Here is a 24,721-nt window from a genome sequence, read left to right on the forward strand (position 1 = left end):
TCCAACCCGTATTGAGTGTTGTCTCTATTAAAAATCTAATCCCGCTTGTCGGGCAGAATCAGCCAGGGCAGCAACTCGCCCATGATAACGATAAGGCCCACGATCAAAGGCGACCTCTTTAATCCCCTTTTCGACGGCCCGTTCGCCAATCAATTTTCCCACTTTTTCGGCAGCAGCAATGTTTCCACCATTTTTGATTTCACCAGCAATACTCTTATCCTGAGTGCTGGCGGAAACCAATGTGGCACCTGCCGTATCATCGATCAACTGAGCATAAATATGATTGTTGCTTCGATAAACAGAGAGTCGATAACGACCAGTTCTGCGAACCGTGTTGCGAATACGGAACGAACGTCGTTTCTTCTGTTTTTTCAGGGTTTTTTCTAATTTCATTTTACCGTCATTTTCTAAAAACAGTTCAGCCACAAGGCCAGACCGCTAACAGACTGCTTAAACAGGCAGTTGAAAGCCATTAGCTAGCAAAGGCTTTACCAGCTTTACGCCGGACGTATTCACCTTCATAACGAATTCCCTTACCTTTATAAGGCTCAGGAGGACGTACGCTGCGAATATTCGCAGCAAACTGACCAACGGCATGTTTGTCTGCCGAGGTCACAACAATGCTTGTACTGTTGGGAAGTTCGCAGGTAACCCCTTTAGGAACTTCCAGAACGATCGTATTAGCAAATCCCACCTGGAGACTCAGCTTCTGACCATTCAAAGTCGCTTGATAACCAACGCCTTGAATCTCCAGTTTTTTCACAAAAGGAGTTTCAACGCCCTGAACCATATTCGCAATCAATGCACGAGTTAAACCATGCAGAGCACGGCTTTGGCGTTCTTCGTCAGGACGAATGACATTAACGATATTAGCTTCTGAATCTAATTCGACCTTCATGGAAGGATGGTATGTAAACGACAACTCACCATGTTTCCCTTTGACGGAAATGGAGCCACCATCAACCTTCACTTCCACTCCGCTGGGAACAGGAATTGGTTTTTTACCGATTCGAGACATAAGTTCAAATTCCAGTTAAATTAAATGCATGGCTTGTATTAAGCCAGCCTGTATACACTTTTTGAATTACCAGATTGTACAGAGTAACTCGCCGCCGACACCTTCATTTTTTGCTTCACGATTGCTGAGCACGCCTTTGCTGGTGGAGAGAATGCTGACTCCCAACCCCTGCAAAACTTCTGGCATTGAACGTAAATCCTGATAAGTACGACGTCCTGGCTTACTTTCACGCACGATTCGCTGAATCACACGTTCGCCATTGGGACCGTACTTCAAGTTCACTCGCAAGACATCTTGCGGGCTGTCTTCGAGGACTTCATAATCCCAAATGTACCCCTCACGTTGTAAAGCAGCTGCAATCGCTACTTTAATTTTGGATGCAGGGATATCTACATATGGCCGTTCAATCTGCAGTGCATTACGAATTCGTGTCAGCATGTCTGCAATAGGGTCTGTCATCATTAGCTGGCTACCCTCACTGTTATTCTCCGACAATCTACTTTATGGTTGGTATTTTATATAACTCAGTGTCAAATCAAAACCGACTACTTGCGAAACGGCATGCCGAATTCTTTCAACAACAGAAAACCTTCTTCGTTGTTGCCAGCACTGGTTACAATGGTGATATTCATCCCCTGGGTATAATGCACGGAATCCGGATCAATTTCCAGGAAAACCATCTGTTCATTCAGACCCAGACTATAATTTCCAGCACCGTCAAATGCTTTCGGATTCACACCACGAAAGTCACGTACACGAGGTAATGCCAGTGAGATCAAGCGTTCCAGAAATTCATACATCCGAGTTCCTCTCAGAGTCACTCGACAACCAATTTCCTGACCTTCACGCAGTTTGAAACCAGCAACTGATTTACGTGCACGAGTAATCTGAGCCTTTTGCCCGGCCAACAGAGTCATATGATCGGCGACTTCAACGAGTCGTTTGCGATCCTGACTTGCAGAGCCAATCCCCATGCTGATCACAACTTTTTCAATTTGTGGCAGCGAGTGAATATTGGCTCGTCCTAATTTCTCTTTCAGGGCGGGAACAATCTCTTCTCGATATTGTTTTAATAATGTTGGTATAGCCATTGTTCTGTTTCAGATTGGCCGAAGTTCGGGACAATCTTCCTTACTGAAAACTACAAAATCTGATTACTGTTTCTGATATTTTGCTTTCGCAGGACTGATGGTTCCCACAGCGGCACTGCAAGACTTGCAGAACCGTTCTTTACTTCCATCGTCAGCATAGCGATAACCAATTCGAGTCGCCGAGCTGCATGCTTCGCAATAAAATTTTACGTTGGAAATATCGATCGGCATTTCCATTTCCAGTCGTCCCCCTTGAGGACTTTTGGGATGCCCGCGCTTCACGTGCTTAAATACACGGTTCACATTTTCAACGGTGATTTTATTACCGCCATCAACCACCTTCAACACACGCCTGGGAGTATCGCCTGCATCTGCCCCGGTGATCACAATCACTGAATCGCCACGTCGTATCTTCATTCTCAGACTACCTCGTTTGCCAGGCTAATAATTTTCATATATTTGCGTTCGCGAAGCTCTCGGGCGACAGCACCAAAAATACGTGTTCCCCGAGGATTCCCCTCGCCATCCAGTAACACCATCGCGTTCCGGTCAAACTTCACATAGCTTCCATCGTCGCGACGACAAGGATACTTGGTTCGAACAATCACGCCACGTAAAACCTGACCTTTTTTGATATTGCTACCGGCCAATGTTTTCTGAATACTTACAACAATCACGTCGCCGACTTCTGCTGTACGACGCCCTGTACCGCCCAGCACTTTAATGCAGCGCGCGATTTTAGCACCCGAGTTATCACATACATCCAGATCGGTTTGCATCTGAATCATGGCTTTGCCTGTTCCTTATCAACCCAAAGATGAGGTAAACCTTATCTCTGTACTACATAAAAGTAACCGAATTTGAAGTTCACTTTCGAAAGACTCTAGTCTTTCTTCTTCTCTACAACTCGGATTAAATCCCAACGCTTTGTTTTAGAACGAGGACGACCTTCGATAATCTCGACGGTATCCCCTTCTTCTGCTTCATTATTCTCATCGTGAACGTGACAAACAGTACGTCCGCGTACCGTCTTACCATACATCGGGTGACGGTATCTTCTTTGAATTTCTACCCGTAATGTCTTATCCATCTTGGAACTAGCCACGGTACCGGTCAGTTTTTTTCGCATTTTCTTACCTCAACGAGCCTGTATTAAGCATCTTTTTGCTGACTTAATTCACGTTCACGACGAATTGTCTGAACCCGTGCAATCTCACGCCTTAGCCGCTTAATGCTACTCGGTGCATCGAGTCGTTCGGTTGCTGCTTGAAACCGCAACTGAAACAACTCTTTTTGTGTTTCCTGGAGAGCAAATGATAATTGCTCATCATTCATCTCACGTAATTCGCTGGCTTTGGTCATCAGTAAAACCCAATGATGTTTTTCAGTCTGTCTGCTAAATACAGAGCAGACCGAAGTGTTTTAAAATATTCAATACTCGCAGTCGACCAGACTAAATAGAAGGTCGACGTTCGACTAATCTCACATTAACCGGTAACTTATGTGCCACACGTGCAAAACAACGTTTTGCAGCTTCGTGTGAAACTCCCGACAGCTCAAACAAAACGGTTCCAGGCTTAATCACGGCGACCCAGTGATCCGGCTCCCCTTTCCCCTTACCCATACGGGTTTCCAGAGGACGGGAAGTAACCGACTTCTGGGGAAAGATGCGGATATAAAGTTTACCTTCACCTCGAACGTATTGTGTCGCTGCAATTCGGCATGCTTCAATGGTTTGTGCTGTTATGTGCCCAGGGTCCAGAGATTGTAAGCCCCATTCACCAAAGGCAACAGTGTTACCACGTGTCGCATTACCTTTTATGCGTCCTCTTTGGCTTTTGCGGTGCTTGACCCGCTTTGGCATTAGAGCCATCGCGATTCTCCTCATCTGAATAATCACCAAGGTCAATCCAAACTTTCACTCCGATGACTCCGAAGGTGGTGTGTGCCTCACGAAATCCGTAGTCAACATGTCGTTGCAAAGTCGAGAGTGGAATGGAACCACGGCTTGCTTTTTCACGCCGTGACATTTCTGCTCCACCCAATCGACCGGAAAGTTCGATTTTAATTCCATGAACGCCCGTTTCCATTACCTGGTCCAGGGCACGTTTAATTGTTCTTCGGAAGCTACCACGCTTTGACAACTGTTGCGCGATATCTTCTGCAACCAATGCTGCACTTTGCAGTGCATTATCAACTTCGATAATTTTCAATTCCATCCGACGACCGGTCAGGTCTTCCAGCTCTGCTTTGAGCCGATCCACTTCCTGTCCTTTACGACCAATGATGATCCCGGGACGCGCTGTGAATAAATGTACGACAACCTGATCGCGAGTTCTTTCGATTTCGACTTTCGGAATGCCGGCAAATTTGTATTTGGTCTGGATGAATTTCCGTACTTTCTGATCCTCAACCAGCAATGCCCCAAAATCTTTCTTGGAGGCATACCAGCGACTTCTCCAGTCTTCTACCACGCCGACTCGAAATCCGGTTGGTCGAACTTTTTGCCCCATGATACAGGTTATCCTTTAAGTATTTCTGGTTGAGTATTTACTAAATTTGACAATAGTGACTGTAAGCAGTTCTAAGGCAGCTCAGGAGCGTCAATAGAAACATGGATATGCGACATCCGACGACGAATCGTATACGCCATTCCTCGTGCACGGGGTTGAATGCGTTTGAACATCGGCCCGCCATCAACGCGTGCTTCTGTGATTTTCAAACCTTCTACATTCCGAGCACCTTTGTCTTCAGCATTGGCCATCGCACTCTTGATTACCTTCTCGAGGAAACGAGCCCCACGGTTTGGAATGTACTTCAACGAGTCCAAACCTTCAGAAGCTGTCATACCACGAACCAGGTCTGCAAAAGGACGAACCTTAGTTGCTGAAATTCGTGCAAATCGATGCATTGCTCGAACTTGCCCCATGACAATTACTCCACTTCACTATTGCATAATTCTTATCGGTTATCGGCCGTCTCGACCGAAATAACAACAAACACAAACGTTTATTTCTTCTTCATCGTATGACCGCGGAAGGTGCGTGTCAGAGAAAACTCGCCCAGCTTATGGCCGACCATTTCTTCCGTGACATACACGCTTAAGTGAGCGCGCCCGTTATGCACCAGAAATGTATGACCTACAAATTCCGGAGCAATTGTTGAAGCCCGAGCCCATGTTTTGATCGGTGCTTTTTTACCCGACTCGTTCAACTTCTCAATCTTCTTAAGAAGCTTCACATCAACATAAGGCCCTTTTTTCAGAGAGCGACCCATAAAACTTGTCCTCAATTATCGAAAACAGATACGTATTCTTTTTAAATTCAAACTACAAAAATCAGAGCTTCAGCTGACCATACCGACGTGACTTACGACGTCGGATGATTGCCTTCGATGAAGCCTTTTTCCTCTTGCGTGTCTTTCCGCCTTTGGCAAGCTTACCTGTCGGGCTACAGGGATGACGGCCACCTGAGTTTCGACCTTCACCACCACCCATCGGGTGAGCAACCGGGTTCATACAGGTTCCACGAACATGAGGACGACGCCCCATCCATCGTTTACGGCCTGCTTTACCCAGCACAACCTTTGTATGTTCTGAATTTCCAATTTCACCAATCGTTGCCCGGCAGGAGCTTGGAATACGTCTGACCTCACCAGAAGGTAGAGTAACCTGAGCCCAGTTTTCTTCCCGTGCATTCAGCACAGCAGAAGTACCGGCACTTCGACACAGCTGACCACCTCGACCAGGCTGCATTTCAATATTATGAATCATTGACCCCAGTGGAATGCTCGACAAAGGCATGCAGTTACCTACATTTGGCTCTACCTTGTCTCCACTCACCACAGTATCCCCGGCAGTCAAACCTTCCGGAGCCAGGATATATCGCTTTTCACCATCAACATAATGCAAAAGTGCAATTCGAGCTGATCGGTTGGGATCGTACTCAATGCCATTCACCTTTGCTGGAACACCATCTTTGTTACGCCGAAAATCGATCAAACGGTACATCCGCTTGTGTCCACCACCACGATGCCGTGAGGTAATCACACCCTGGTTATTCCGTCCGCCTTTTTTCTTATACCGTTTCAGCAGGGATTTCTCAGGAGCTTTCTTACGATCTGTAATCGCCGCAAAATCGCTCACCGATGCACCACGTCGACCTGGTGTGACAGGCTTGTAGAATCGGATTCCCATAATTTAATTCCTCAATTTTTTGCTGGCTTCAAAAACCGGAGATCAGTCTGTTTCGAGTAAGTCTTTACACAAAACAAGGCTTAAAAGAATGAAATTCGATCATCCTCATGCAGTTCGACAATTGCCTTTTTCCATGATTTCGTATAACCAACTTTATATTTATGACGTCGTGGCTTACCCAATCGGTTTTGAGTCCGAACAGAAACCACTCGCACATTCCACAAGTCAGATACAGCTTTTTTAATGTCTGTTTTTGTAGCTGACTTATCAACAACAAACGTGTATGCATTATAAGACTCAGATAAGTGAGTCCCTTTTTCTGTTACCAATGGCCGGATGACGACCTGATACGGCTCCAGCTGAACGCCTTTTTTTGAACCATCCGACATAACAACTAACCTCAATACTCAGACTGGATGACTAAACTACAAACCTTAACGAACTAACCTTCTGACCGACCAAGCAACTGATCTAACGCCGACTTAGTCAGAACCATCTGCCGCTGATGCAATACATCATAAGCATTCAAGTCACTCGCAGGTGAAACCTGCACTCCTGCAATATTTCGGGCTGACTTCCAAACAACGGGATCATGTCCACCAGTTGTTAAAAGACAAGTCGTATTCGACAAACCCAAAGCAGACAATGCGCCTGTGATTTCTTTTGTCTTTGGAACCTGCAACGCCAATTCATCAATCAGCGTCACCTGCTCATCTTCAAATTTACTTAAAATCGCCATCCGGGTCGCCAACTTGACGGCCTTTTTAGGCAAGCGATAACTCCAATCCTTAGGAGTTTTCGCAAATGTATGACCACCACCACGGCGAACAGGAGTCCGAGCAGCACCAGCTCGGGCACGACCTGTCCCCTTTTGCCGATACAATTTCTTTGTACTTCCCACCACCATGCCACGACTTTTGGTTTTCGAAGCACCAATCCGCTTATTTGCCTCGTACATCACCACAACGTCGTGCAACAACTGACGATTGACGCCACGGGCCAACTCAGTGGACTCAAACTCGTATTTGCCCACTTCTTTGCCAGATTTATCTTGAATTGCAACAGAAATCATTTTGACACCATTTATTAAGGCAGAGCCAGATAACTACTTCAAACACCAAAAACTAATACTTATTAGTATGACGAATCACCAGGTCCCCACCATTGGGCCCTGGAACTGCTCCCCGCACCAAAAGGAGACCATTCTCCTCATCAACGCGAACAACTTTCAAATGCCTGACAGTAATCTGCTTGCCGCCATATCGACCACCCATTCGCGTCCCCTTCATAACTCGTGAAGGATCCGCACTCTGACCAATTGAACCACCATGGCGATGCACTCTTTTCACACCATGAGAAGCACGCTGACCAGAAAAGTTATGTCTTTTCATCACCCCAGCAAAACCACGCCCTTTGCTGGTGCCTATCACATCGATGTGAGTCACGTCAGAAAAAACAGACACAGTCAGTTCGCTCCCGACCTCACAACCATGTTCTTCGCCATCGGTACGAAACTCTTTAATAAATCGTTTCGGCTCACAACCGGCCTTATCAACAGTAGCCACGCCTGACTCGGATCGCTTTTTCTGCCGCTTACTATCCAGTGCAGCAACATGACCACGCTCACTACGTGCAGACAGGCGGCGAGGCTTATCACCAAAGCCAACCTGAACCGCTTCGTACCCGTCTGTGTCTACCGTACGAACCTGCAGAACATGGCAAGGACCAGCCTGAATCACAGTGACGGGAACCATCACTCCATCATCATAAACTTGTGTCATCCCGACCTTTTTACCCAGTAGACCGACAGGCATACTCACCACCTTTAAAACAACGGGAACAAAGCCTCTACGAAACCTGCCTGTTACGACAGAAGAAGCATAGCACCACCAGCTAACGCTGGACCCCTAACCAATCAAGCAGAACCGGCAATACAACCAGCACCGCGAGCATCATAACGAAAACCTACAAAGACTAGTTTCCGCCAGCGGACGCCTTAATTTTAATATCAACCCCAGCGGGCAAAGACAACTTATTCAAAGCATCAATCGTCTTACCAGTTGGAGACAAAATATCAACCAAACGCTTGTGAGTCCGAATTTCAAACTGCTCACGAGACTTCTTATCGATATGAGGCCCCTTCAGAACCGTATACCGCTCAATTCTCGTGGGCAATGGAATGGGGCCATGCACAATCGCACCGGTTCGCTTCGCCGTATCAACAATATCTGCTGCAGACTGATCCAACACGGAGTGATCATAAGCTTCCATGCGAATTCGGATTCGCTCTTGACTCGCAACGGCCACCAATAAATTCCTTCGCTAAAATTAGACTCTTACCCTATTTAGACCCTTTCCCCAAACAGGGGAAGCGAGCAATAGTAATGAGACCTTCTCTGCTTGTCAACAACCCGAACAAAGCTTAAAACGCTTTTTTCGAAAATCTGACATTCTCGCAACAAAAGCCTGAAACAAACTGTTCATTTGAATGCCAGTGAATCGGATTTCAAATTCGCAGAGGAGACAAGTTACACACTCCTCCACCGGATACCAAGCGTGGAACCATACGAATTTTGAAAAATTATCCAATCATCTCTTTTAATACACCAGAAGGAGCCGGCGCATACTTTAAAGGCTCCATCGAAAAGGAGGCTCTCCCCTGTGACAGACTTCGAATCTGGGTAGAATAGCCAAACAATTGCGACAAAGGCGACTCCACTTCCATGACACACAAATCACTGCGCCATTCCGTATTCAACACAGCGGCATTCCGCGAGCTTAGATCAGCCTGAATGTTTCCACGAAATTCATCCGGAGTCACCACTTCCATCTTCATGATCGGTTCCAGCAATTGAATCTTCGCGTCGTTAATACATCCATGTAACGCTTCTGAAACGGCGGCCTCCACCGCCACCTCATTCGTCTCCCCGTCATGAACCCGGGCATCCAGCACAACAAATTGCACATTCATCAGCGGAAAACCAACTTGCCCGCCGCCCTCAACGCCCATCTTTAATGTTTCCATCATCACTTTATGCAACTCTGGATCCAGATCGCCTGGCTTCAGGTTACTGACAATTGAAACGGGGACATCCCCCTTAAACGGCTCTAGACGCAGCTTCACCTTGAAGTAAAGATCCCCCCCGGAAGAAGGCCGACTGAACTCCACTTCCTTTTCCGTTACCGCAGTCACCGTCTCGCGATAACTCACGCGCGGCTTATGCACCCGCACACTCAAATTAAACTCTTTCTGCATACGATTACGGAGAACTTCAAGATGTAACTCCCCCATCCCGGAGACAATTGTCTGACCGGTCTCTTCATTGGCTATCGCCTTAAAAGTAGGATCCTGCCGGGAAAGTTTTTTCAATGTCTCTTCCAGCTTCTTTCGATCCGCGCTGGACTCAGGCTCCACTGCCATCGAAATCACGGTTTCAGGAAACGTAATACTTTCGAGCAGAATCGGATGCTTGATATCACACAAGGTATCCCCGGTGACAGCCTCCTTGGGACCAATCACACCGGCGATGTCACCCGCATCAATCGAATCGGTTTCCACCTTCTCTCGTGCATCTGCATGCACACGCCAGAGCTGGCTGATCAACTCTTTCTTTCCAGTACGCGCATTGAGCAAGCGACTCCCACTTTTCAACTGTCCTGAATAAACGCGAATAAAACACAAGTCACCATGCTTATCAGCCTGAATTTTAAAGACCAGACCACACATCGGCTCATCCACAGAAGGCGCCCGCGACTCTGGCTCGCCAGCCGGAGCATTTCGTTTTTTCGGCTGAGGATTAATCCCCTCTACCGGCGGTCGATCCAGCGGGCTGGGCAGAAACTCGCCAACCGCATCCAGCACAGGCTGCACACCAATGTAATTCAACGAAGAACCACAGAACGTGGGCTGCAGAGTTCCATTGAGAGTCGCCTCACGCAGTAGACGCAGCAGATCTTCCTCAGGGATATCTTCCGTTTCATAATATTGCTCAAGTACTTTTTCATCCAGCTCTGCCACCGCCTCCAGCATTTTGCTGCGCCACTCCTGGGCCTGCTCAAGATACTCTTCTGCAATCTCCCCGACCTCAAACTTTGCCCCCATCGACTCCGCATCATAATACAGGGATTTCATTTTGATCAGATCAATCACCCCCACAAAAGAAACGCCTGTTGAAGTTGTGCCTTCACCGATGGGAATCTGCAATGCGACGGGATTGGCCCGTAGACGCTTCTTGATTTCCTGAAATGTACGATCAAAGCTGGCACCAATACGATCCATCTTATTAATAAAACAGATGCGCGGCACATTGTATTTATCTGCCTGCCTCCAAACTGTTTCACTTTGCGCTTCGACACCCTCCATCGCGCTGAACACAACGACGGCACCATCCAGGACTCGCAGACTTCGCTCAACCTCTGCTGTAAAATCGACGTGCCCCGGCGTATCGATAATATTGATCGAATGCCCTTTCCACTGACAGGTAATCGCGGCCGAGTAAATCGTAATGCCACGCTTCGCCTCTTCCGCATCAAAGTCGGTCGCCGTCGTACCCTCATCAACACCACCCGGCCGATGCACAACACCTGCGTAGTACAAAATACGCTCAGTTGTCGTCGTCTTACCGGCGTCAATATGAGCAATGATCCCAATGTTTCTGATTTTTTCTATTGAAGCTGACATCGTTCCCTACAATCCAATCTACAAAACCATCAACCAAACAGCATTCACCCAAACAAATATTTTAATGAAGAACCTAATCTTAAAAACAGCGACCACCATTCAACACCGGCACTATATCTCCCCTGAACTCACACTATAAAAAAAAAGACGCACAAAGTAATAGCTCAAAAGCCATACCAGTGCGTCTTAATGGTCGTATTTATTTGCCTTAGCGAGAGAAGGCGAAATGTGCAAACGCCTTGTTCGCTTCAGCCATCCGATGAATGTTCTCACGAGTTGTCATTGCGGTACCTTCCCGCTTGTGAGCAGACAGAATTTCATCAGCCAGTCGGACTTCCATAGGACGACCTTTTTTCCCACGAATGGCGGCCAGAATCCAGCGAATCGCCAACGTTTGCTGACGCTTGGGACTCACAGGAGTCGGAACCTGATAGGTTGCCCCACCCACTCGCTTTGACCGCACCTCGACACTAGGCTTCACATTTTCGACAGCCTGTGTAAAAACTTCGATCGGCTCCACATCGGGAATGCGCTCTTTAATGCGTTCCAGAGCATCATAAAAAACGTTTTGTGCAACGCTTTTTTTGCCGTCGTGCATCAGGCAGTTAACAAACTTGGAAGCCAACAGTGAATTAAACCGAGGATCCGGTTTTAGCTGTGTCGCACTGGCTGTAAACTTCTTGCCCATTCCAACATTTCCTCTGACTTTAATCTCAATGCCCAGAAAGAACACTGACAGATGTAATCAATTATTTGACCAATGAATAAATTTAAATGAACGATTATTTGGGGCGTTTTGTACCATAACGGCTACGTGCCTGGCGACGATCATTCACACCAAGTGTATCGAGCACACCACGGATCACTTTATAACGAACACCAGGCAAGTCGCGAACACGACCACCACGTACCAGCACAATAGAGTGCTCCTGCAGGTTATGTCCTTCTCCGGGGATATAAGCAGTCAACTCTTTTCCGTTCGAAAGACGAACACGAGCCACTTTACGCAAGGCGGAGTTTGGCTTCTTCGGAGTTACTGTCTTAACCTGCAAACAGACACCACGTTTCTGCGGACAACCTTCCAACAGAGGCGTTTTACTCTTGGAAATCTGCTTTTTTCTTGGCTTACGAATCAATTGATTAATCGTTGGCATCGAGACAACCCATCTTCGTTCAAATCATGAACTTACAATAAACACTTTTATTCAAACGCAGCCAAAAATACATATGGCCACTCATTTCGTATCTTTTACGCCCCTCAGCAGTGTGAGGAACGAGACAATGTATCCAGCCCGAACGAATCCGTCAAGTCTCACACCAGGCCCATTTCAGGAACCAGGTCAAGAGAATTCCACCGGAAACCAGGCTGGATCATTCTACTTACTCATCAAAGGGATTTGGGCTTGGTGGAGCGTTTTCCATCGAGGAATCTGCTCCCCCCTGACCATATTCCTCAGCTTCCTGACCTCCGCCTAATGGAACGGGTTTATCAGGTTGAACTTCATTTAATAGACTCATTCGAGCTGCCAGAATACGTTCCTTTTCGGCCTTTAGCTCTTCTAAAGCTTCAGGACGAATGCGAACTTCTGCTGTCTGGTGCTGATAGAATCCAGTTCCCGCGGGAACCAGGTGACCGAGAATCACATTTTCTTTCAGCCCGACCAGATAATCGACGCGACCGGCAAGTGCGGCTTCGGTCAACACTTTGGTCGTTTCCTGGAAACTGGCTGCAGAGATAAAACTTTCACTCTGCACGGACGCCTTGGTAATACCCAACAGCTGCGAACTGGCCGAAGCCGGCTTTGGCTTGGTAAAGCTGGCAGGGGCCTGTCCGGCAAGTTCCACCTGGGCATTTACTTCTTCAATTGTCCCCAATGGAACGAGGTCGCCTGGCTGGAAGTCAGTATCACCAGAATCAACCACCTTCACACAGGCAATGGTCTCTTCGTTGATCTTCTGGAAGGTCAACTTATCGAGCACGATACCTGGCAGCAGATTTGTATCACCCACATCTTCGACCATCACTTTGCTCAACATCCGGGAAATAATGATTTCCAGGTGCTTATCATCAATCGTCACACGCTGAGCTCGGTAAACGCTCTGAATTTCATGCAGCAGATACTGTTGAACTGCCTCGGTACCACTCACACGTAAAATGTCGTGTGGTACCAGCGGGCCACGCACGAGAGCATCACCGGCCTTAACCAGGTCGCCGGCGTGAACCAGCAGGTGCTTACCGTGTGGAATGACGTGCTCGACTTCGGTTCCATCTTCTCCGCGAACGATAACGATTCGTTTTCCACGTTTCTTTTCAGGAACGAACTCGACTTCGCCATCGATCTCTGCCAGAACGGAAGGATCTTTCGGACGTCTTGCTTCGAACAACTCTGTCACACGAGGCAAACCACCGGTAATATCCTGTGTCCCCGAAGATTCACGAGGGTTCTTGGCAACAACGGTTCCCGCTGTAATCTGCTGGCCTTCTTCGACTTCGATACTTGCCTTTTCAGGAAGATAATAGAAGTCAAGAATTTTGCCGGTACCATCTTCAATAATAATTTGAGGATGCAATTCACCCTTATGCTCAATAATCGAACGTCGAATGTGACCACTGGGGTCTTTGTCGGTGCGGATGGTTTTGCCTTCCACACACTCTTCAAATCGAACACGACCACCGACTTCGGCAAGGATGGAAATTGAGTGAGGGTCCCACTGGCAGATCACTTGACCTTCTTCCAGTTCGTCTCCCTCATTCACCATCAAAGTCGCACCGTTGGGAATCGTATAACGCTCCAACTCACGCCCTTTCGGGTCGTTGATCACAACTTCACCATTTCGCGTCAAAACAACGCTGAAACCTTCGTTGTTCACAACAGAACGAATTCGTGCGAATGTCGCTTTACCTGCACGACGGGTTTTAATTTCGTGCTCTTCCACTTCATGGGAAGCAGTTCCCCCAATGTGAAACGTACGCATGGTCAACTGAGTACCAGGCTCACCCACACTTTGTGCGGCGATAATCCCGACAGCCAAACCTTCCTCAACAAGTGAACCAGTTGACAGGTCCATCCCGTAACACAGGCGGCAGATACCCAGAGATGATTCGCAAGTCATTGGGCTACGAACCTGAATTTTCTCCAGCCCCATCGCTTCGATACGACGAGCAATTTCTACGGTAATCAGCTCGTTCTCGCGTACGATGACTTCGTCGGTAATCGGATCGACAATATTGGTTCGGCTGACACGACCACGAATCGCATCGGTCAAACTCATTTCTACTTTTTCGCCACGATAAACAACACCGCGTGTCATACCCTGAGCAGTACCACAGTCGTGTTCCGTAACAACGACGTTCTGACAGATATCCGCCAGCTTACGTGTCAGGTAACCACTGTCTGCCGTTTTCAGAGCAGTATCGGCCAATCCTTTACGGGCACCGTGAGTCGAGCTGAAATACTCCAGCACGGTCAACCCCTCACGGAAGTTCGCCTTAATGGGAGTTTCAATAATTTCCCCACTCGGCTTGGCCATCAGACCACGCATACCACCAAGCTGACGCATCTGTTCGATACCACCACGAGCACCAGAATTCGACATCAGATAAATCGGGTTCACATACTTACCTTCATCACGATAGTCGTTTTCCAGCTCATGCATCATGGACGTCGTAATCAACTCACGCGCTTTGGTCCAGGTGTCAAGAACTTCGTTATAACGCTCTTCAGATGTAATCAGACCACGCTCATAAAGCTTGGTTTTCTGGAGAACCGTTTTCTCTGAGTCACCAATTACCTTGGCTTTATTCGGAGCCGTCTTCAAATCGCTGGTTGCGAAAGAAAGACCACTGGCCGTTGATTCACGGAAACCGGTTTCTTTCATCTTATCGAGCAGGTTAATCGTTTCACGACGACCGAGCTCCAGATAACAGTCCGAAATCACGTTTGAAAGATCGCGGCCCTTCATGGTCAGGTTATAAAAGGCCATTTTCTTCGGAAGAATGTCATTGAAAATAACGCGTCCTACGGTCGTTTCAATCAGCCCTCCCATCTTGAAATCGTCAGCGCCATCCCCTTTGATCCGCTTATCGGAAGGCATCCGCACTTTCACGATGGCATGACGATCCAGCTTGCGTTGCTGGAATGCAGCGTGAACTTCATCCACGCCGGAGAAGACCATGCCTTCTCCCATTCGCTCTGTTTTTTTCAGGGTCAGATAGTAGCAACCCATCACGATGTCCTGAGAAGGACGAATAATCGGTGCACCATCAGAAGGACTGAAAATATTATTTGTTGCCAACATCAATGTGGTGGCTTCAACCTGCGCTTCAATCGAGAGTGGCAAGTGGACCGCCATCTGGTCACCGTCGAAGTCGGCATTAAATCCACCACAAACCAGCGGATGGACGCGAATGGCGTTTCCTTCCACGAGAGTTGGCTCAAACGCCTGAATCCCCATCCGGTGCAGAGTTGGTGCCCGGTTCAGAAGCACTGGGTGATTCTGAATCACTTCATCGAGAATATCCCACACATCTTCGTCTTTGCGTTCCAGCATCCGTTTTGCTGACTTGATCGTATCAGCATGGCCGCTGTCCTTCAGACGACGAATAATAAAAGGCTGAAACAGTTCCAATGCAATCTTCTTGGGTAAACCACACTGATGCAGTTTCAATTCTGGACCAACCACGATCACACTTCGTGCAGAATAATCGACACGTTTACCGAGCAGGTTCTCACGGAAACGCCCTTGCTTCCCTTTAATCATATCCGTTAATGATTTCAAAGGCCGGTTAGAAGAACCCAGCACAGGACGCTTACAACGATTATTATCGAACAAAGCATCGACCGACTGCTGCAGCATTCGCTTTTCGTTACGCACAATCACTTCAGGTGCGTTCAAATCAACCAGTTTTTTCAAGCGGTTATTTCGGTTGATGATTCGGCGATAGAGGTCATTCAAGTCGCTGGTTGCGAAATTACCGGAATCGAGTAGAACCAGTGGTCGCAGATCGGGTGGAATCACTGGAATGACTTCCAGCACCATCCACTCAGGGCGGTTATCGCTGTCACGCAATGACTCTACGATTTTCAATCGTTTGATATAGTCTTTGCGTTTCTGCTGACTGGCCGTTTCGAACAATTCTTTGCGAAGCTGTTCTGAGATCTCGACAAGATTCAGACTCATCAGAAGCTTCTTAATGGCTTCTGCTCCCATCTCAATCTCAAACGAACCTGGACCATACTTCGCCTGATTCTGGCGTGCTTCTTCTTCCGTCATCGTCTGGCACATCTCCAGCGGCGTATCGCCGGGATCTGTCACGACATAGTCCTGAAAGTAAACCACTTTTTCGAGAGCGGTGGTTTTCATATTCAGCAACGCACCCAGGCGGCTGGGCATCGATTTGAAGAACCAGATATGCACAATCGGGGCAGCCAGTTCAATGTGCCCCATCCGCTTTCTTCGAACGCGACTATGTGTCACCTTGACACCACAACGGTCGCAGATCATGCCTTTATATTTCATGCCTCGGTATTTACCACAGGCACACTCCCAGTCCTTTTCAGGACCGAAAATTCGCTCGCAGAACAAGCCATCACGTTCGGGACGGTAGGTTCGATAATTAATCGTTTCCGGCTTCTTCACTTCGCCGAATGACCAGCTCCGAATATCGTGTGGACTGGCCAAACCAATTTTTACGGAACCGTAATCGTTAATTCGCTCGTAAGCTGTCTGTGCAACACTCACTGTGCACGCTCCTTATTTTCTGAACTGTTTATGATCAGACATTGATCCTGAAAAACATCGCCTTTGACACAAATCTCTAATCCCTGAGAACGCATCAAGCGGGATTTTTTTCCAGCTGTAGATTCAAACCAAGTCCACGAATTTCGTTGTTCAGCACGTCAAAGCTAGCTGGCGTACCGGCCTCTAATGTATTTTCACCGTTGACCATCGATTCATAAATCTTGGTACGGCCTTCGACATCATCACTCTTCACTGTCAGCAGTTCCTGCAGAATATAAGCAGCTCCATAAGCTTCCAGTGCCCAGACTTCCATTTCCCCGAATCGCTGACCACCGAACCGGGCTTTACCACCCAACGGCTGCTGAGTAATCAGAGAGTAAGGACCTGTCGAACGGGCATGCACTTTGTCATCCACAAGGTGATGCAGCTTCAGCATGTAAATCTGACCCACTGTTGTTTTCTGTTCGTATGCTTCACCCGTACGACCATCAAACAACTGCGCTTTACCATCCTTAGGCAAACCGGCTGAGTCCAGATACTCGTGAATCAGTGATTCCATTGCACCGTCAAATACCGGACAAACAGCACGGAAACCATGCTTTTCGGCAGCCCAGCCAAGGTGGGTCTCCAGAATCTGTCCCACATTCATACGACTCGGAACCCCCAGCGGATTCAACATGATGTCGATCGGAGTTCCATCTTCCGTAAAAGGCATATCTTCAATCGGTAGAACCTTGGAAATCACCCCCTTATTCCCGTGACGACCAGCCATTTTGTCACCCACGGAAATCTGACGCTTCGATGCCACATAGACTTTAACCATCTGCAGCACGCCGTTTGGCAATTCTTCGCCGCGTTTCATACTATTGACACGCTGGTCACAGGTATCAATCACATCTTCCACATTGGACCAGAGATCGTCGATGACCGCACGACAGTCTGCCTTCTTCTGCGGGCTGCGAATATCCAAGTCATCCAGATGTGACAGAAAATCATGAGCATACTGAGAAATGAATTTGTCTTCAGTAATATCACGAATCTTACGACCATCATCGTCAACCAGAGGCTGTCCTAATGCACCTTCAAATGTCTTCAGGAACTCACGGAACTCAGAAGCGATTTCCTGGTCACCTTTTTCCTCAACCTGCTTGAGTTCTTCGTCGTACTGCTTGCGCTCGTAGTCAGTCAAACTCATGCGGCGGGCAAATTTTTCGGTGTGAATCACGATTCCTTCTACACCACTGGAGGCCTCTAACGATTCGTTTTTGACATCCTCGCCGGCACGACCAAAGATCGCATGCAGCAGCTTTTCCTCTGGAGTCAGCTCAGCTTTGGCTTTCGGCGAAACTTTCCCGACCAGAATATCACCCTGGCGAACACGAGTTCCTACTTTGATAATTCCGTCTTCGCCGATGTGACGCAACGCTTTTTCGCTAACGTTAGGAATATCACGCGTGAACTCTTCACGCCCCAGTTTTGTTTCACGAATTTCAACATCAAACTCATCAATGTGAATCGAAGTATATACATCTTCCTTCACCAGACGCTCTGACAGAATGATCGCGTCTTCAAAGTTGTAACCGTCCCAAGACATGAAGCCTACCAGCACGTTACGACCAAGTGCCAGTAATCCGTCTGATGCAGCAGCACTGTTACAAAGGATCTGACCTTTCTTGACTGTATCTCCTACACTGACGGCAGGAGTCTGATTCAAGCAGGTACGCTCGTTGAGGCCTTCATACTTTCGCAGACGATATTTTTTACCATTAACTTCGACAACATTTCCATCAACGTAAGTCACCTTACCGGCCTTCTCAGCCCGCACAACCATACCCGAGTTCTGAGCCACAGCGACTTCCATACCGGTACCCACCAGCGGCGGTTCTGCGATCAATAGAGGCACAGCCTGTCGCTGCATGTTCGACCCCATCAAAGCCCGGTTCGCATCGTCGTGTTCCAGGAAGGGAATCAGTCCAGCAGAAATCCCCACCATCTGCGCGGGGTCGACATCGATGTAATCGACGTCGCCGCCAGCAATCCAGACCACATCGTCACGGAAGCGTGCCATCACACGATCTTCAATAAATTTACCATTTTCAACGGGCGTGTCAGCAGGAGCCACATGGACTTCTGCCTCTTCATCAGCCCGCATCCAATGCACTTCGTCCGTCAGTTTTCCATTTTTTACTTGACGATAAGGCGTCACCAAAAAGCCGTAATCGTCTACCTTAGAGAAAATACTCAAGCTGGAAATCAAACCAATGTTGGTACCTTCCGGTGTTTCAATCGGGCAAATTCGTCCGTAGTGAGAAATATGTACGTCGCGGACTTCAAAGCCGGCACGTTTCCGGTTCAAACCGCCAGGACCTAAGGCACTCAAACGACGTTCGTGAGTTAACATCGAAAGTGGATTCGTCTGGTCGACCACCTGTGACAGTTCGCTACGACCAAAGAAGAAGTCAATTGCCGCCGATACACTCTTGGGGTTGATCAGCGTACGAGGCGACATCTCTTCGACATCTTTTTGTGTCATACGCTCCTGCACAGTTCGACGCAGCTTGAGAAATCCTTTACGAATTTCATCGGAAGCCAACTCATCAATTGTACGCAGACGTCGGTTACCAAGGTTATCGATATCGTCTACATAAGCAGATCCATCACCAATTCGCAAACGGACCAGGTAACGAATGGAGTTGATAAAGTCTTCCGGACGTAGCGTCATTTCCGTATCGGGCACATCCTGTTTGAATTTACGATTGATACGGAAACGCCCCACGCGACCCAACCGATAACGATTGACGTCAAAGAATTTTTCCTTGAACAGATCAACGGCTCGTTCCAACTGCGGCGGATTCCCCGGACGCAGACGTGAATAAATTCGCAACAATGCTTCTTCGTGAGTTGCGGTAGGATCTTCGGCGATACTTTGCAGAACCAGCAGGTCGTTGACTTCCGCAACGATTTCCACTTTTTTCAAACCGGTGTCAACAATTTCGTCAACCAACTCTTCGGTAATCGTTCCACAACAATCCAGAATCACTTCGCCACAACGATCATGTCCGGCTGGATACACGATGTCTTCAGCGACAATTTTGCCGATCAGCTTTTCCAAAGCAGTTGCAGCGGTAATTTTTTCCGACTTGGTTTCGTAAAAAAGTTTGACCAGATCGGTATCTGATGAGTAATCTTTTGACATGGCACGTAAAAGTGTCATTGCCGAAAACTTACCACTCTGGTCAATTCTCACACCCAGAGTATCTTTTTTACCGACTACCAGTTCGATCCAGCTTCCCCGTTCCGGAATTACGCGGCAGGAATATTCCTTCTTCTCACCAGGCTCGGAACTGAGTACAAAGTCGACGCCGGGAGAACGGTGCAACTGACTGACAATACAGCGTTCGGCACCATTGATGATAAATTCACCACCACCAATCATCACGGGCAAGTCGCCGAGATAAACTTCCTCTTCAATCGGCTGCTCTTTCACAAGACGCAACCAGACGCGGAAAGGGCGACCGTAGGTCATCCGCAACTGACGACATTCTGTTGGGGTATAGCGAGGTTTTCCCAACTCATACTTGACGTACTCTAACTGGTACTGCCCCTGATAACTTTCAATGGGAAATACTTCGCGCAAGATTTCCTCAAGCCCTTGATTCTTTCGCTCACGAGGCGATTTATCAGCCTGAAGAAAACTGGCATAGGAATCTGTCTGAATCTGCGTTAAATCAGACAGGTCAAAACTGTGTTCAATCTTACCAAAATTTTTGACGGATTGAGTGGGGATCGTTCGCTGTGCTGGAATCGGCATTAAGATGATCTTTTCTACTTACCTGGTGCCAGATGTGGAAATGCCCTGCGTAACTGACAATGTCGAACTGACAGAGCACAAGCCAAGAATAGCGAGGAACAACAGCGCGTACCTCGAGAGAATACAGCCCCGAATGCTGTATTTAAAGCGGATTGCTCGACTAAATTGAAGCCTGATAAATCGCTCAATACTACTTTGCTATTCAAAAGAGAGTGCAATGAGTCGATTGCTTAGACCAAAAGGGACTGAAACGATGACTGATCGAAGCAGATAAACTAACGTAAAACATAAAGCAGCGGTACAACATGCAACAAAAAAGCACTCTGAAGAAACAGCTTCAAATAAAGATTGACGCGCCGGACGCAACAAAGCCGGATGCAGTCAACTGCTTATTCTAGACAGAGTCACAGAACACTTCAATTGCACGCAGAAAAAAACCACAAATAAACACCCATACAGGCAGAAGTCAACCTGTGCCAAAAACGAGTTTCGGCACAGGTGAATTCAAGATGGCTTTTTTCTTTTGACAACTTACTTCACTTCAGCAGAACCACCTGCTTCTTCAACTTCTTTAGCCAGTGCTTCAGCATCTTCTTTCGAGATACCTTCTTTCAGCGGTTTAGGAGCACCTTCAACCAGATCTTTTGCTTCTTTCAGACCAAGACCTGTGGCGCCACGAACGACTTTAATCACAGGAATCTTGCTGTCGCCGAATCCGGTCAGAATGACATCAAATTCGGTCTGCTCTGCAGCAGCTTCTCCACCACCATCGCCACCACCAGGACCAGCAGCCATCATGACAGCGCCACCAGCGGCAGCCTTGATACCATGGACTTCGTCAAGGTATTCAGCCAATTCTTTAGCCTGGAGCAAAGTCAATCCAGCAATTTTGTCGCCCAGTTCTTTGGTCTCTTCACCAAATTCAGTTGTTGCTTCGGCTGTCGCCATCTTCTCTTTCCTTTCGCACGAATGCGTAAAATAAAATCTCTCAATAGTGTAAATCAAATCAACGCTGCATTGCCTCAGCAGCAGTTGCTACAAATTTCAAGACACAAACCACAAGCCTTGAAACGGGTCAACGACTTATGACTCATCCCCTTCAGAGATTGTCTTAATCTGCCCGGCAAGTGTCCCGCCGGGACCTTTGATTGCCCCTGCTAATTGTGCACCAGGTCCGAGGATCCGGGAGACAATTTCGCCAATCAATTCCATTCGACCAGGGCTCTTACTTAGTTTTGTCACATCATCTGACGTAAGTGCAGTTCCTTCTGTTGAACCACCTTTGATTGCCAGATTTTCGATATCCGAAGCCCATTTCGACATCTCTTTGGAGAGAGCGACAATATCCTCACCACCCCACACGAGTGTCGAAGGCCCCTTCAAGACCTCTTCCAGACCTTCTACGCCAGCATTGGCAAAAGCACGACGGGCCAGAGAATTCTTCACCGTCAGAGTCGAAATCCCCTTTTCCTGCAGCTTAATACGAAAGCCGTTATCGGTAATCGCATCCAGTTTTGCAGAATCCACAACAACGAAATCTCGAACTTCGCCAATCTGGGATTCGATCTCCGAGATGATCAGTTCTTTTACAAATTTACTCATTAGATCTCTTCCAGCTCAATAAACGCCGAAAACAGTTATTAGCTAATATTTTTGGCTACAAATACAATCAGAGTGAATACGATATTAAAGTGCGATTCCGATTCCGGGGCTCATCGTTGACGAAATTGCAATATTTCGCACATAAGCGCCTTTCACAGAAGAAGGACGCAACGATTCCAGATACTTTAACATCGCCTCGATATTTTCTACCAGCTGACCGGCTTCGAACGAGAGCTTTCCAACACGGCAGTGCACATTGCCGCCGGCGTCAACTCGAAACTCAACCTTACCAGCCTTATAATCTTTCACAGCACCTGCTACATCTTGTGTCACAGTTCCAGCACGCGGCGATGGCATCAAACCTCGCGGCCCCAGAACACGACCTAATGGACCAACCACACCCATCATGTCTGGCGTTGCAATCGCGACATCGAAATCAAGCCAGCCACCTTTGACCTTATCTGCCAGATCTTTTCCACCCGCGGCATCAGCACCAGCTGCTTCGGCTGCTTCCAAGCTTGCCCCTTGGGCAAACACAACAACACGCTGTGTTTTGCCAATCCCGTGCGGCAGATTGATTGAACCACGGACCAACTGATCCGCCTGGCGAGGATCCACTCCCAGTCGCACAGCCAACTCAACAGTCTGGTCCATCTTAACCGGCTTAATAGCAGCAGGCAGGTCGGCCTCCAGAGACTTCAACGCCCCTACAGCCTCTTCCAGACTTGCAGAACTGAGCCCAGCCAGCTTTTCATTGTAAAACTTGGTTCGCTTGGATTGTTTTCCCATGACTCTCTATCCGAATAACGTTTTTGTTTATTTAATATTGCCTGACACTAATCGTAATAACCGCCCCTTTTAGGGCTAACGATTATTTTTCGACTTCGAGACCCATGCTGCGAGCGGTACCGGCAATAATCTTGGCAGCCTGGTCAAGATCAGGAGCATTCAGATCTTCAAACTTGGTCTTGGCAATTTCTTTCAATTGATCAACGGTCACTTTCCCTACTTTATTCTTCTTGGGATTCCCTGACCCTTTCGCAATCTGAGCTGCCTGCTTCAACAGAACAGCAGCGGGAGGACTCTTCAGAATAAAATCAAAAGAGCGATCATTGAAAACGCTGATCACAACTGGAACAGTCGTGCCAGCCATATCTTTTGTACGATCATTAAACTGCTGTACAAACTGACCGATATTCACGCCGTGTGGACCAAGTGCCGTACCTACAGGAGGAGCGGGAGTTGCCTGACCACCGGGAATCTGAACCTTAACTTCTGCAACAAGCTGCTTAGCCATTTGACCGACTTTCAAAACACTTTATAAACACGTGAATCAATATTTTTACGTTAAGCCTGAAAGACTCACTAGACCTTTTCAATCTGCCAGTACTCTAACTCCGTCGGAGTGGGTCGACTGAAAATCTCAATCAGAACAGTCACCTTACCACTGGCTTCATCAATGTTGTCGATCGTACCCTCAAATCCCTCAAAAGTACCATCTTTAATTTTGACAACATCGCCGGTCTGAAAATCTAACTTAATCTTAACAGGAGTTTCTTCCTTGGTCTCTTCCCGGCCCAGCATGCGAGCAATTTCATGCTCCTGCATGGGAATCGGCTTACCTGCCGCCCCGGTGAAATCTCCTACTCCATTCGTGGATCGAACCAGGTACCAGCTGTCATCATTCAGTTCGACCTGAATCATGAGATAGCCGGGATAAAGCTTTCGCTCAAAAACCCGTTTCTTACCACCCTTTGTCTCAACAACCTTCTCAGTCGGGATAATAATTTCACCGAAAAATTCTTCCAGACCGTCTCTCTTAATTCCTCTCAGCAAAGCTTCCCGAATTGATTTCTCCCGGTTACTCTGCACTTTCAACACATACCAAAGGCGTTTTTCAGAGCCCTCTGGATTTTCAGAGGCAAGTTCAGAACCCGAATCATTACTCATGAGACACCTTCAAACAGGAACCGTCACATACGGACACCTGATTTTTACCCTGAATCTACAACAAAAGAGACTTCTAAAAGCCGGAATCGCCCATAATGAGCAGGAATAACAATTTATTCAAGAAGCAGAGATCAAAAAATCTCTGTTATCTACTGAATGCTGGGCCGCGCTTCTTTAAATCTGCAAAAAACCGATTGTCTTGAAGATCAGCTGCCAGAGCATATCGTACGCCAGCAACAGAAACGACAGAAAAAACATCAACACAATTACCACGGCCGTCGACCGCCATAACTGATCCCAGGTTGCCCATGTCACTTTACTGATTTCAGCTTCAACAGAAATCAGGAAGTCAGCAAAGCGAGGAAAATTCACAACCCGATAGGCCAACCATGTCGAAATCACCACAACTGAAACCGCAATCCCTTTTTGCATCCCGGCGGACATTCCCAGCGGCAAAACATTATAAAGAGAATAGGCACCAAAAATAGCAATTGCGACCAGACCGATTGCCGTCAACTGACGTACAAGCCGCCCCTGGTTTCTTTTATATAAACCACCACTTACCAAAGTGGCGGAAAACGCTTGTCCTGTCTTGGATTTAGCCATTAGACCAATTTACTAAATGATAAAA

At 47.5% G+C, this 24,721-nt stretch carries 28 protein-coding genes; all 28 read right to left on the bottom strand.

Going from position 1 to position 24,721, the window contains the following annotated elements; translation table 11 throughout:
* Nucleotides 1-27: 27 nt before the first annotated feature.
* Nucleotides 28-393, bottom strand: a complete 366-nt coding sequence (gene rplR, locus Enr17x_RS26805) for a 50S ribosomal protein L18 (protein ID WP_145313122.1) — start codon at nt 391-393, stop codon at nt 28-30.
* A gap of 79 nt (nt 394-472) precedes the next feature.
* Nucleotides 473-1,018 carry a 50S ribosomal protein L6 gene (gene rplF, locus Enr17x_RS26810; protein ID WP_145313124.1) on the bottom strand — a complete coding sequence of 182 codons (546 nt, stop codon included), beginning with the start codon at nt 1,016-1,018 and terminating at the stop codon, nt 473-475.
* 66 nt (nt 1,019-1,084) lie between these two features.
* Nucleotides 1,085-1,480: a 30S ribosomal protein S8 gene (rpsH, locus tag Enr17x_RS26815; protein ID WP_145313126.1), complete on the bottom strand. Its 396-nt coding sequence runs from the start codon at nt 1,478-1,480 to the stop codon at nt 1,085-1,087.
* 83 nt (nt 1,481-1,563) lie between these two features.
* Entirely contained in the window at nt 1,564-2,109 is a 546-nt protein-coding gene (rplE, locus tag Enr17x_RS26820; RefSeq protein ID WP_145313128.1) for a 50S ribosomal protein L5, read from the bottom strand.
* A 63-nt stretch (nt 2,110-2,172) separates the two neighbouring features.
* The gene (rplX, locus tag Enr17x_RS26825; protein ID WP_145313130.1) at nt 2,173-2,526 is read right to left on the bottom strand and encodes a 50S ribosomal protein L24; all 354 of its coding nucleotides are present in this window, start codon (nt 2,524-2,526) and stop codon (nt 2,173-2,175) included.
* Between the two features lie 2 nt (nt 2,527-2,528).
* Nucleotides 2,529-2,897, bottom strand: coding sequence for a 50S ribosomal protein L14 (rplN, locus tag Enr17x_RS26830; RefSeq protein ID WP_145313131.1), 369 nt, complete (start codon nt 2,895-2,897; stop codon nt 2,529-2,531).
* A 95-nt stretch (nt 2,898-2,992) separates the two neighbouring features.
* Nucleotides 2,993-3,238, bottom strand: coding sequence for a 30S ribosomal protein S17 (rpsQ, locus tag Enr17x_RS26835; protein WP_145313133.1), 246 nt, complete (start codon nt 3,236-3,238; stop codon nt 2,993-2,995).
* Between the two features lie 23 nt (nt 3,239-3,261).
* Complete coding sequence (gene rpmC / locus Enr17x_RS26840; protein WP_145222079.1) at nt 3,262-3,471, bottom strand: 50S ribosomal protein L29; 210 nt, start codon at nt 3,469-3,471, stop codon at nt 3,262-3,264.
* A 91-nt stretch (nt 3,472-3,562) separates the two neighbouring features.
* On the bottom strand, nt 3,563-3,982 hold the full coding sequence (gene rplP / locus Enr17x_RS26845; protein WP_145222082.1) for a 50S ribosomal protein L16: 420 nt from the start codon (nt 3,980-3,982) through the stop codon (nt 3,563-3,565).
* Entirely contained in the window at nt 3,921-4,622 is a 702-nt protein-coding gene (gene rpsC / locus Enr17x_RS26850) for a 30S ribosomal protein S3 (RefSeq protein WP_145222085.1), read from the bottom strand. The genes rplP and rpsC overlap by 62 nt, the downstream gene beginning before the upstream one ends.
* Before the next feature lie 71 nt (nt 4,623-4,693).
* Nucleotides 4,694-5,038, bottom strand: coding sequence for a 50S ribosomal protein L22 (rplV, locus tag Enr17x_RS26855; protein WP_145313135.1), 345 nt, complete (start codon nt 5,036-5,038; stop codon nt 4,694-4,696).
* Between the two features lie 80 nt (nt 5,039-5,118).
* The gene (rpsS, locus tag Enr17x_RS26860; protein ID WP_145222091.1) at nt 5,119-5,385 is read right to left on the bottom strand and encodes a 30S ribosomal protein S19; all 267 of its coding nucleotides are present in this window, start codon (nt 5,383-5,385) and stop codon (nt 5,119-5,121) included.
* Between the two features lie 61 nt (nt 5,386-5,446).
* A complete protein-coding gene (gene rplB / locus Enr17x_RS26865) occupies nt 5,447-6,304 on the bottom strand; it encodes a 50S ribosomal protein L2 (RefSeq protein WP_145313137.1) in 858 nt (285 codons plus the stop codon).
* An 80-nt stretch (nt 6,305-6,384) separates the two neighbouring features.
* Nucleotides 6,385-6,693 (bottom strand): 50S ribosomal protein L23, encoded by a 309-nt coding sequence (gene rplW, locus Enr17x_RS26870; protein ID WP_145313139.1) that lies wholly within the window; start codon nt 6,691-6,693, stop codon nt 6,385-6,387.
* Nucleotides 6,694-6,746: 53 nt separating this feature from the next.
* Nucleotides 6,747-7,376: a 50S ribosomal protein L4 gene (gene rplD, locus Enr17x_RS26875; RefSeq protein WP_145313141.1), complete on the bottom strand. Its 630-nt coding sequence runs from the start codon at nt 7,374-7,376 to the stop codon at nt 6,747-6,749.
* A 52-nt stretch (nt 7,377-7,428) separates the two neighbouring features.
* Nucleotides 7,429-8,118, bottom strand: coding sequence for a 50S ribosomal protein L3 (rplC, locus tag Enr17x_RS26880; RefSeq protein WP_145313143.1), 690 nt, complete (start codon nt 8,116-8,118; stop codon nt 7,429-7,431).
* Nucleotides 8,119-8,278: 160 nt separating this feature from the next.
* Nucleotides 8,279-8,611, bottom strand: coding sequence for a 30S ribosomal protein S10 (gene rpsJ, locus Enr17x_RS26885; RefSeq protein ID WP_002649712.1), 333 nt, complete (start codon nt 8,609-8,611; stop codon nt 8,279-8,281).
* Between the two features lie 274 nt (nt 8,612-8,885).
* Nucleotides 8,886-10,985: an elongation factor G gene (gene fusA, locus Enr17x_RS26890; protein WP_145313145.1), complete on the bottom strand. Its 2,100-nt coding sequence runs from the start codon at nt 10,983-10,985 to the stop codon at nt 8,886-8,888.
* Nucleotides 10,986-11,193: 208 nt separating this feature from the next.
* Nucleotides 11,194-11,673, bottom strand: coding sequence for a 30S ribosomal protein S7 (rpsG, locus tag Enr17x_RS26895; RefSeq protein WP_145313147.1), 480 nt, complete (start codon nt 11,671-11,673; stop codon nt 11,194-11,196).
* A gap of 94 nt (nt 11,674-11,767) precedes the next feature.
* Nucleotides 11,768-12,139, bottom strand: a complete 372-nt coding sequence (gene rpsL, locus Enr17x_RS26900; RefSeq protein WP_002649821.1) for a 30S ribosomal protein S12 — start codon at nt 12,137-12,139, stop codon at nt 11,768-11,770.
* A 226-nt stretch (nt 12,140-12,365) separates the two neighbouring features.
* Nucleotides 12,366-16,727: a DNA-directed RNA polymerase subunit beta' gene (gene rpoC, locus Enr17x_RS26905; RefSeq protein WP_145313149.1), complete on the bottom strand. Its 4,362-nt coding sequence runs from the start codon at nt 16,725-16,727 to the stop codon at nt 12,366-12,368.
* A gap of 94 nt (nt 16,728-16,821) precedes the next feature.
* A complete protein-coding gene (rpoB, locus tag Enr17x_RS26910) occupies nt 16,822-20,538 on the bottom strand; it encodes a DNA-directed RNA polymerase subunit beta (protein WP_145313151.1) in 3,717 nt (1,238 codons plus the stop codon).
* Between the two features lie 531 nt (nt 20,539-21,069).
* Nucleotides 21,070-21,486, bottom strand: coding sequence for a 50S ribosomal protein L7/L12 (rplL, locus tag Enr17x_RS26915; protein ID WP_145313152.1), 417 nt, complete (start codon nt 21,484-21,486; stop codon nt 21,070-21,072).
* A gap of 135 nt (nt 21,487-21,621) precedes the next feature.
* Nucleotides 21,622-22,140, bottom strand: a complete 519-nt coding sequence (gene rplJ / locus Enr17x_RS26920; RefSeq protein WP_145313154.1) for a 50S ribosomal protein L10 — start codon at nt 22,138-22,140, stop codon at nt 21,622-21,624.
* 84 nt (nt 22,141-22,224) lie between these two features.
* Nucleotides 22,225-22,929, bottom strand: a complete 705-nt coding sequence (gene rplA / locus Enr17x_RS26925) for a 50S ribosomal protein L1 (protein WP_145313156.1) — start codon at nt 22,927-22,929, stop codon at nt 22,225-22,227.
* Between the two features lie 82 nt (nt 22,930-23,011).
* Nucleotides 23,012-23,437 carry a 50S ribosomal protein L11 gene (rplK, locus tag Enr17x_RS26930; RefSeq protein WP_145313158.1) on the bottom strand — a complete coding sequence of 142 codons (426 nt, stop codon included), beginning with the start codon at nt 23,435-23,437 and terminating at the stop codon, nt 23,012-23,014.
* Between the two features lie 68 nt (nt 23,438-23,505).
* On the bottom strand, nt 23,506-24,090 hold the full coding sequence (nusG, locus tag Enr17x_RS26935) for a transcription termination/antitermination protein NusG (protein WP_145313160.1): 585 nt from the start codon (nt 24,088-24,090) through the stop codon (nt 23,506-23,508).
* Nucleotides 24,091-24,264: 174 nt separating this feature from the next.
* Nucleotides 24,265-24,696, bottom strand: a complete 432-nt coding sequence (secE, locus tag Enr17x_RS26940; protein ID WP_145313161.1) for a preprotein translocase subunit SecE — start codon at nt 24,694-24,696, stop codon at nt 24,265-24,267.
* Nucleotides 24,697-24,721 lie beyond the last annotated feature (25 nt).

The organism is Gimesia fumaroli (assembly GCF_007754425.1).
Classification (GTDB): domain Bacteria; phylum Planctomycetota; class Planctomycetia; order Planctomycetales; family Planctomycetaceae; genus Gimesia; species Gimesia fumaroli.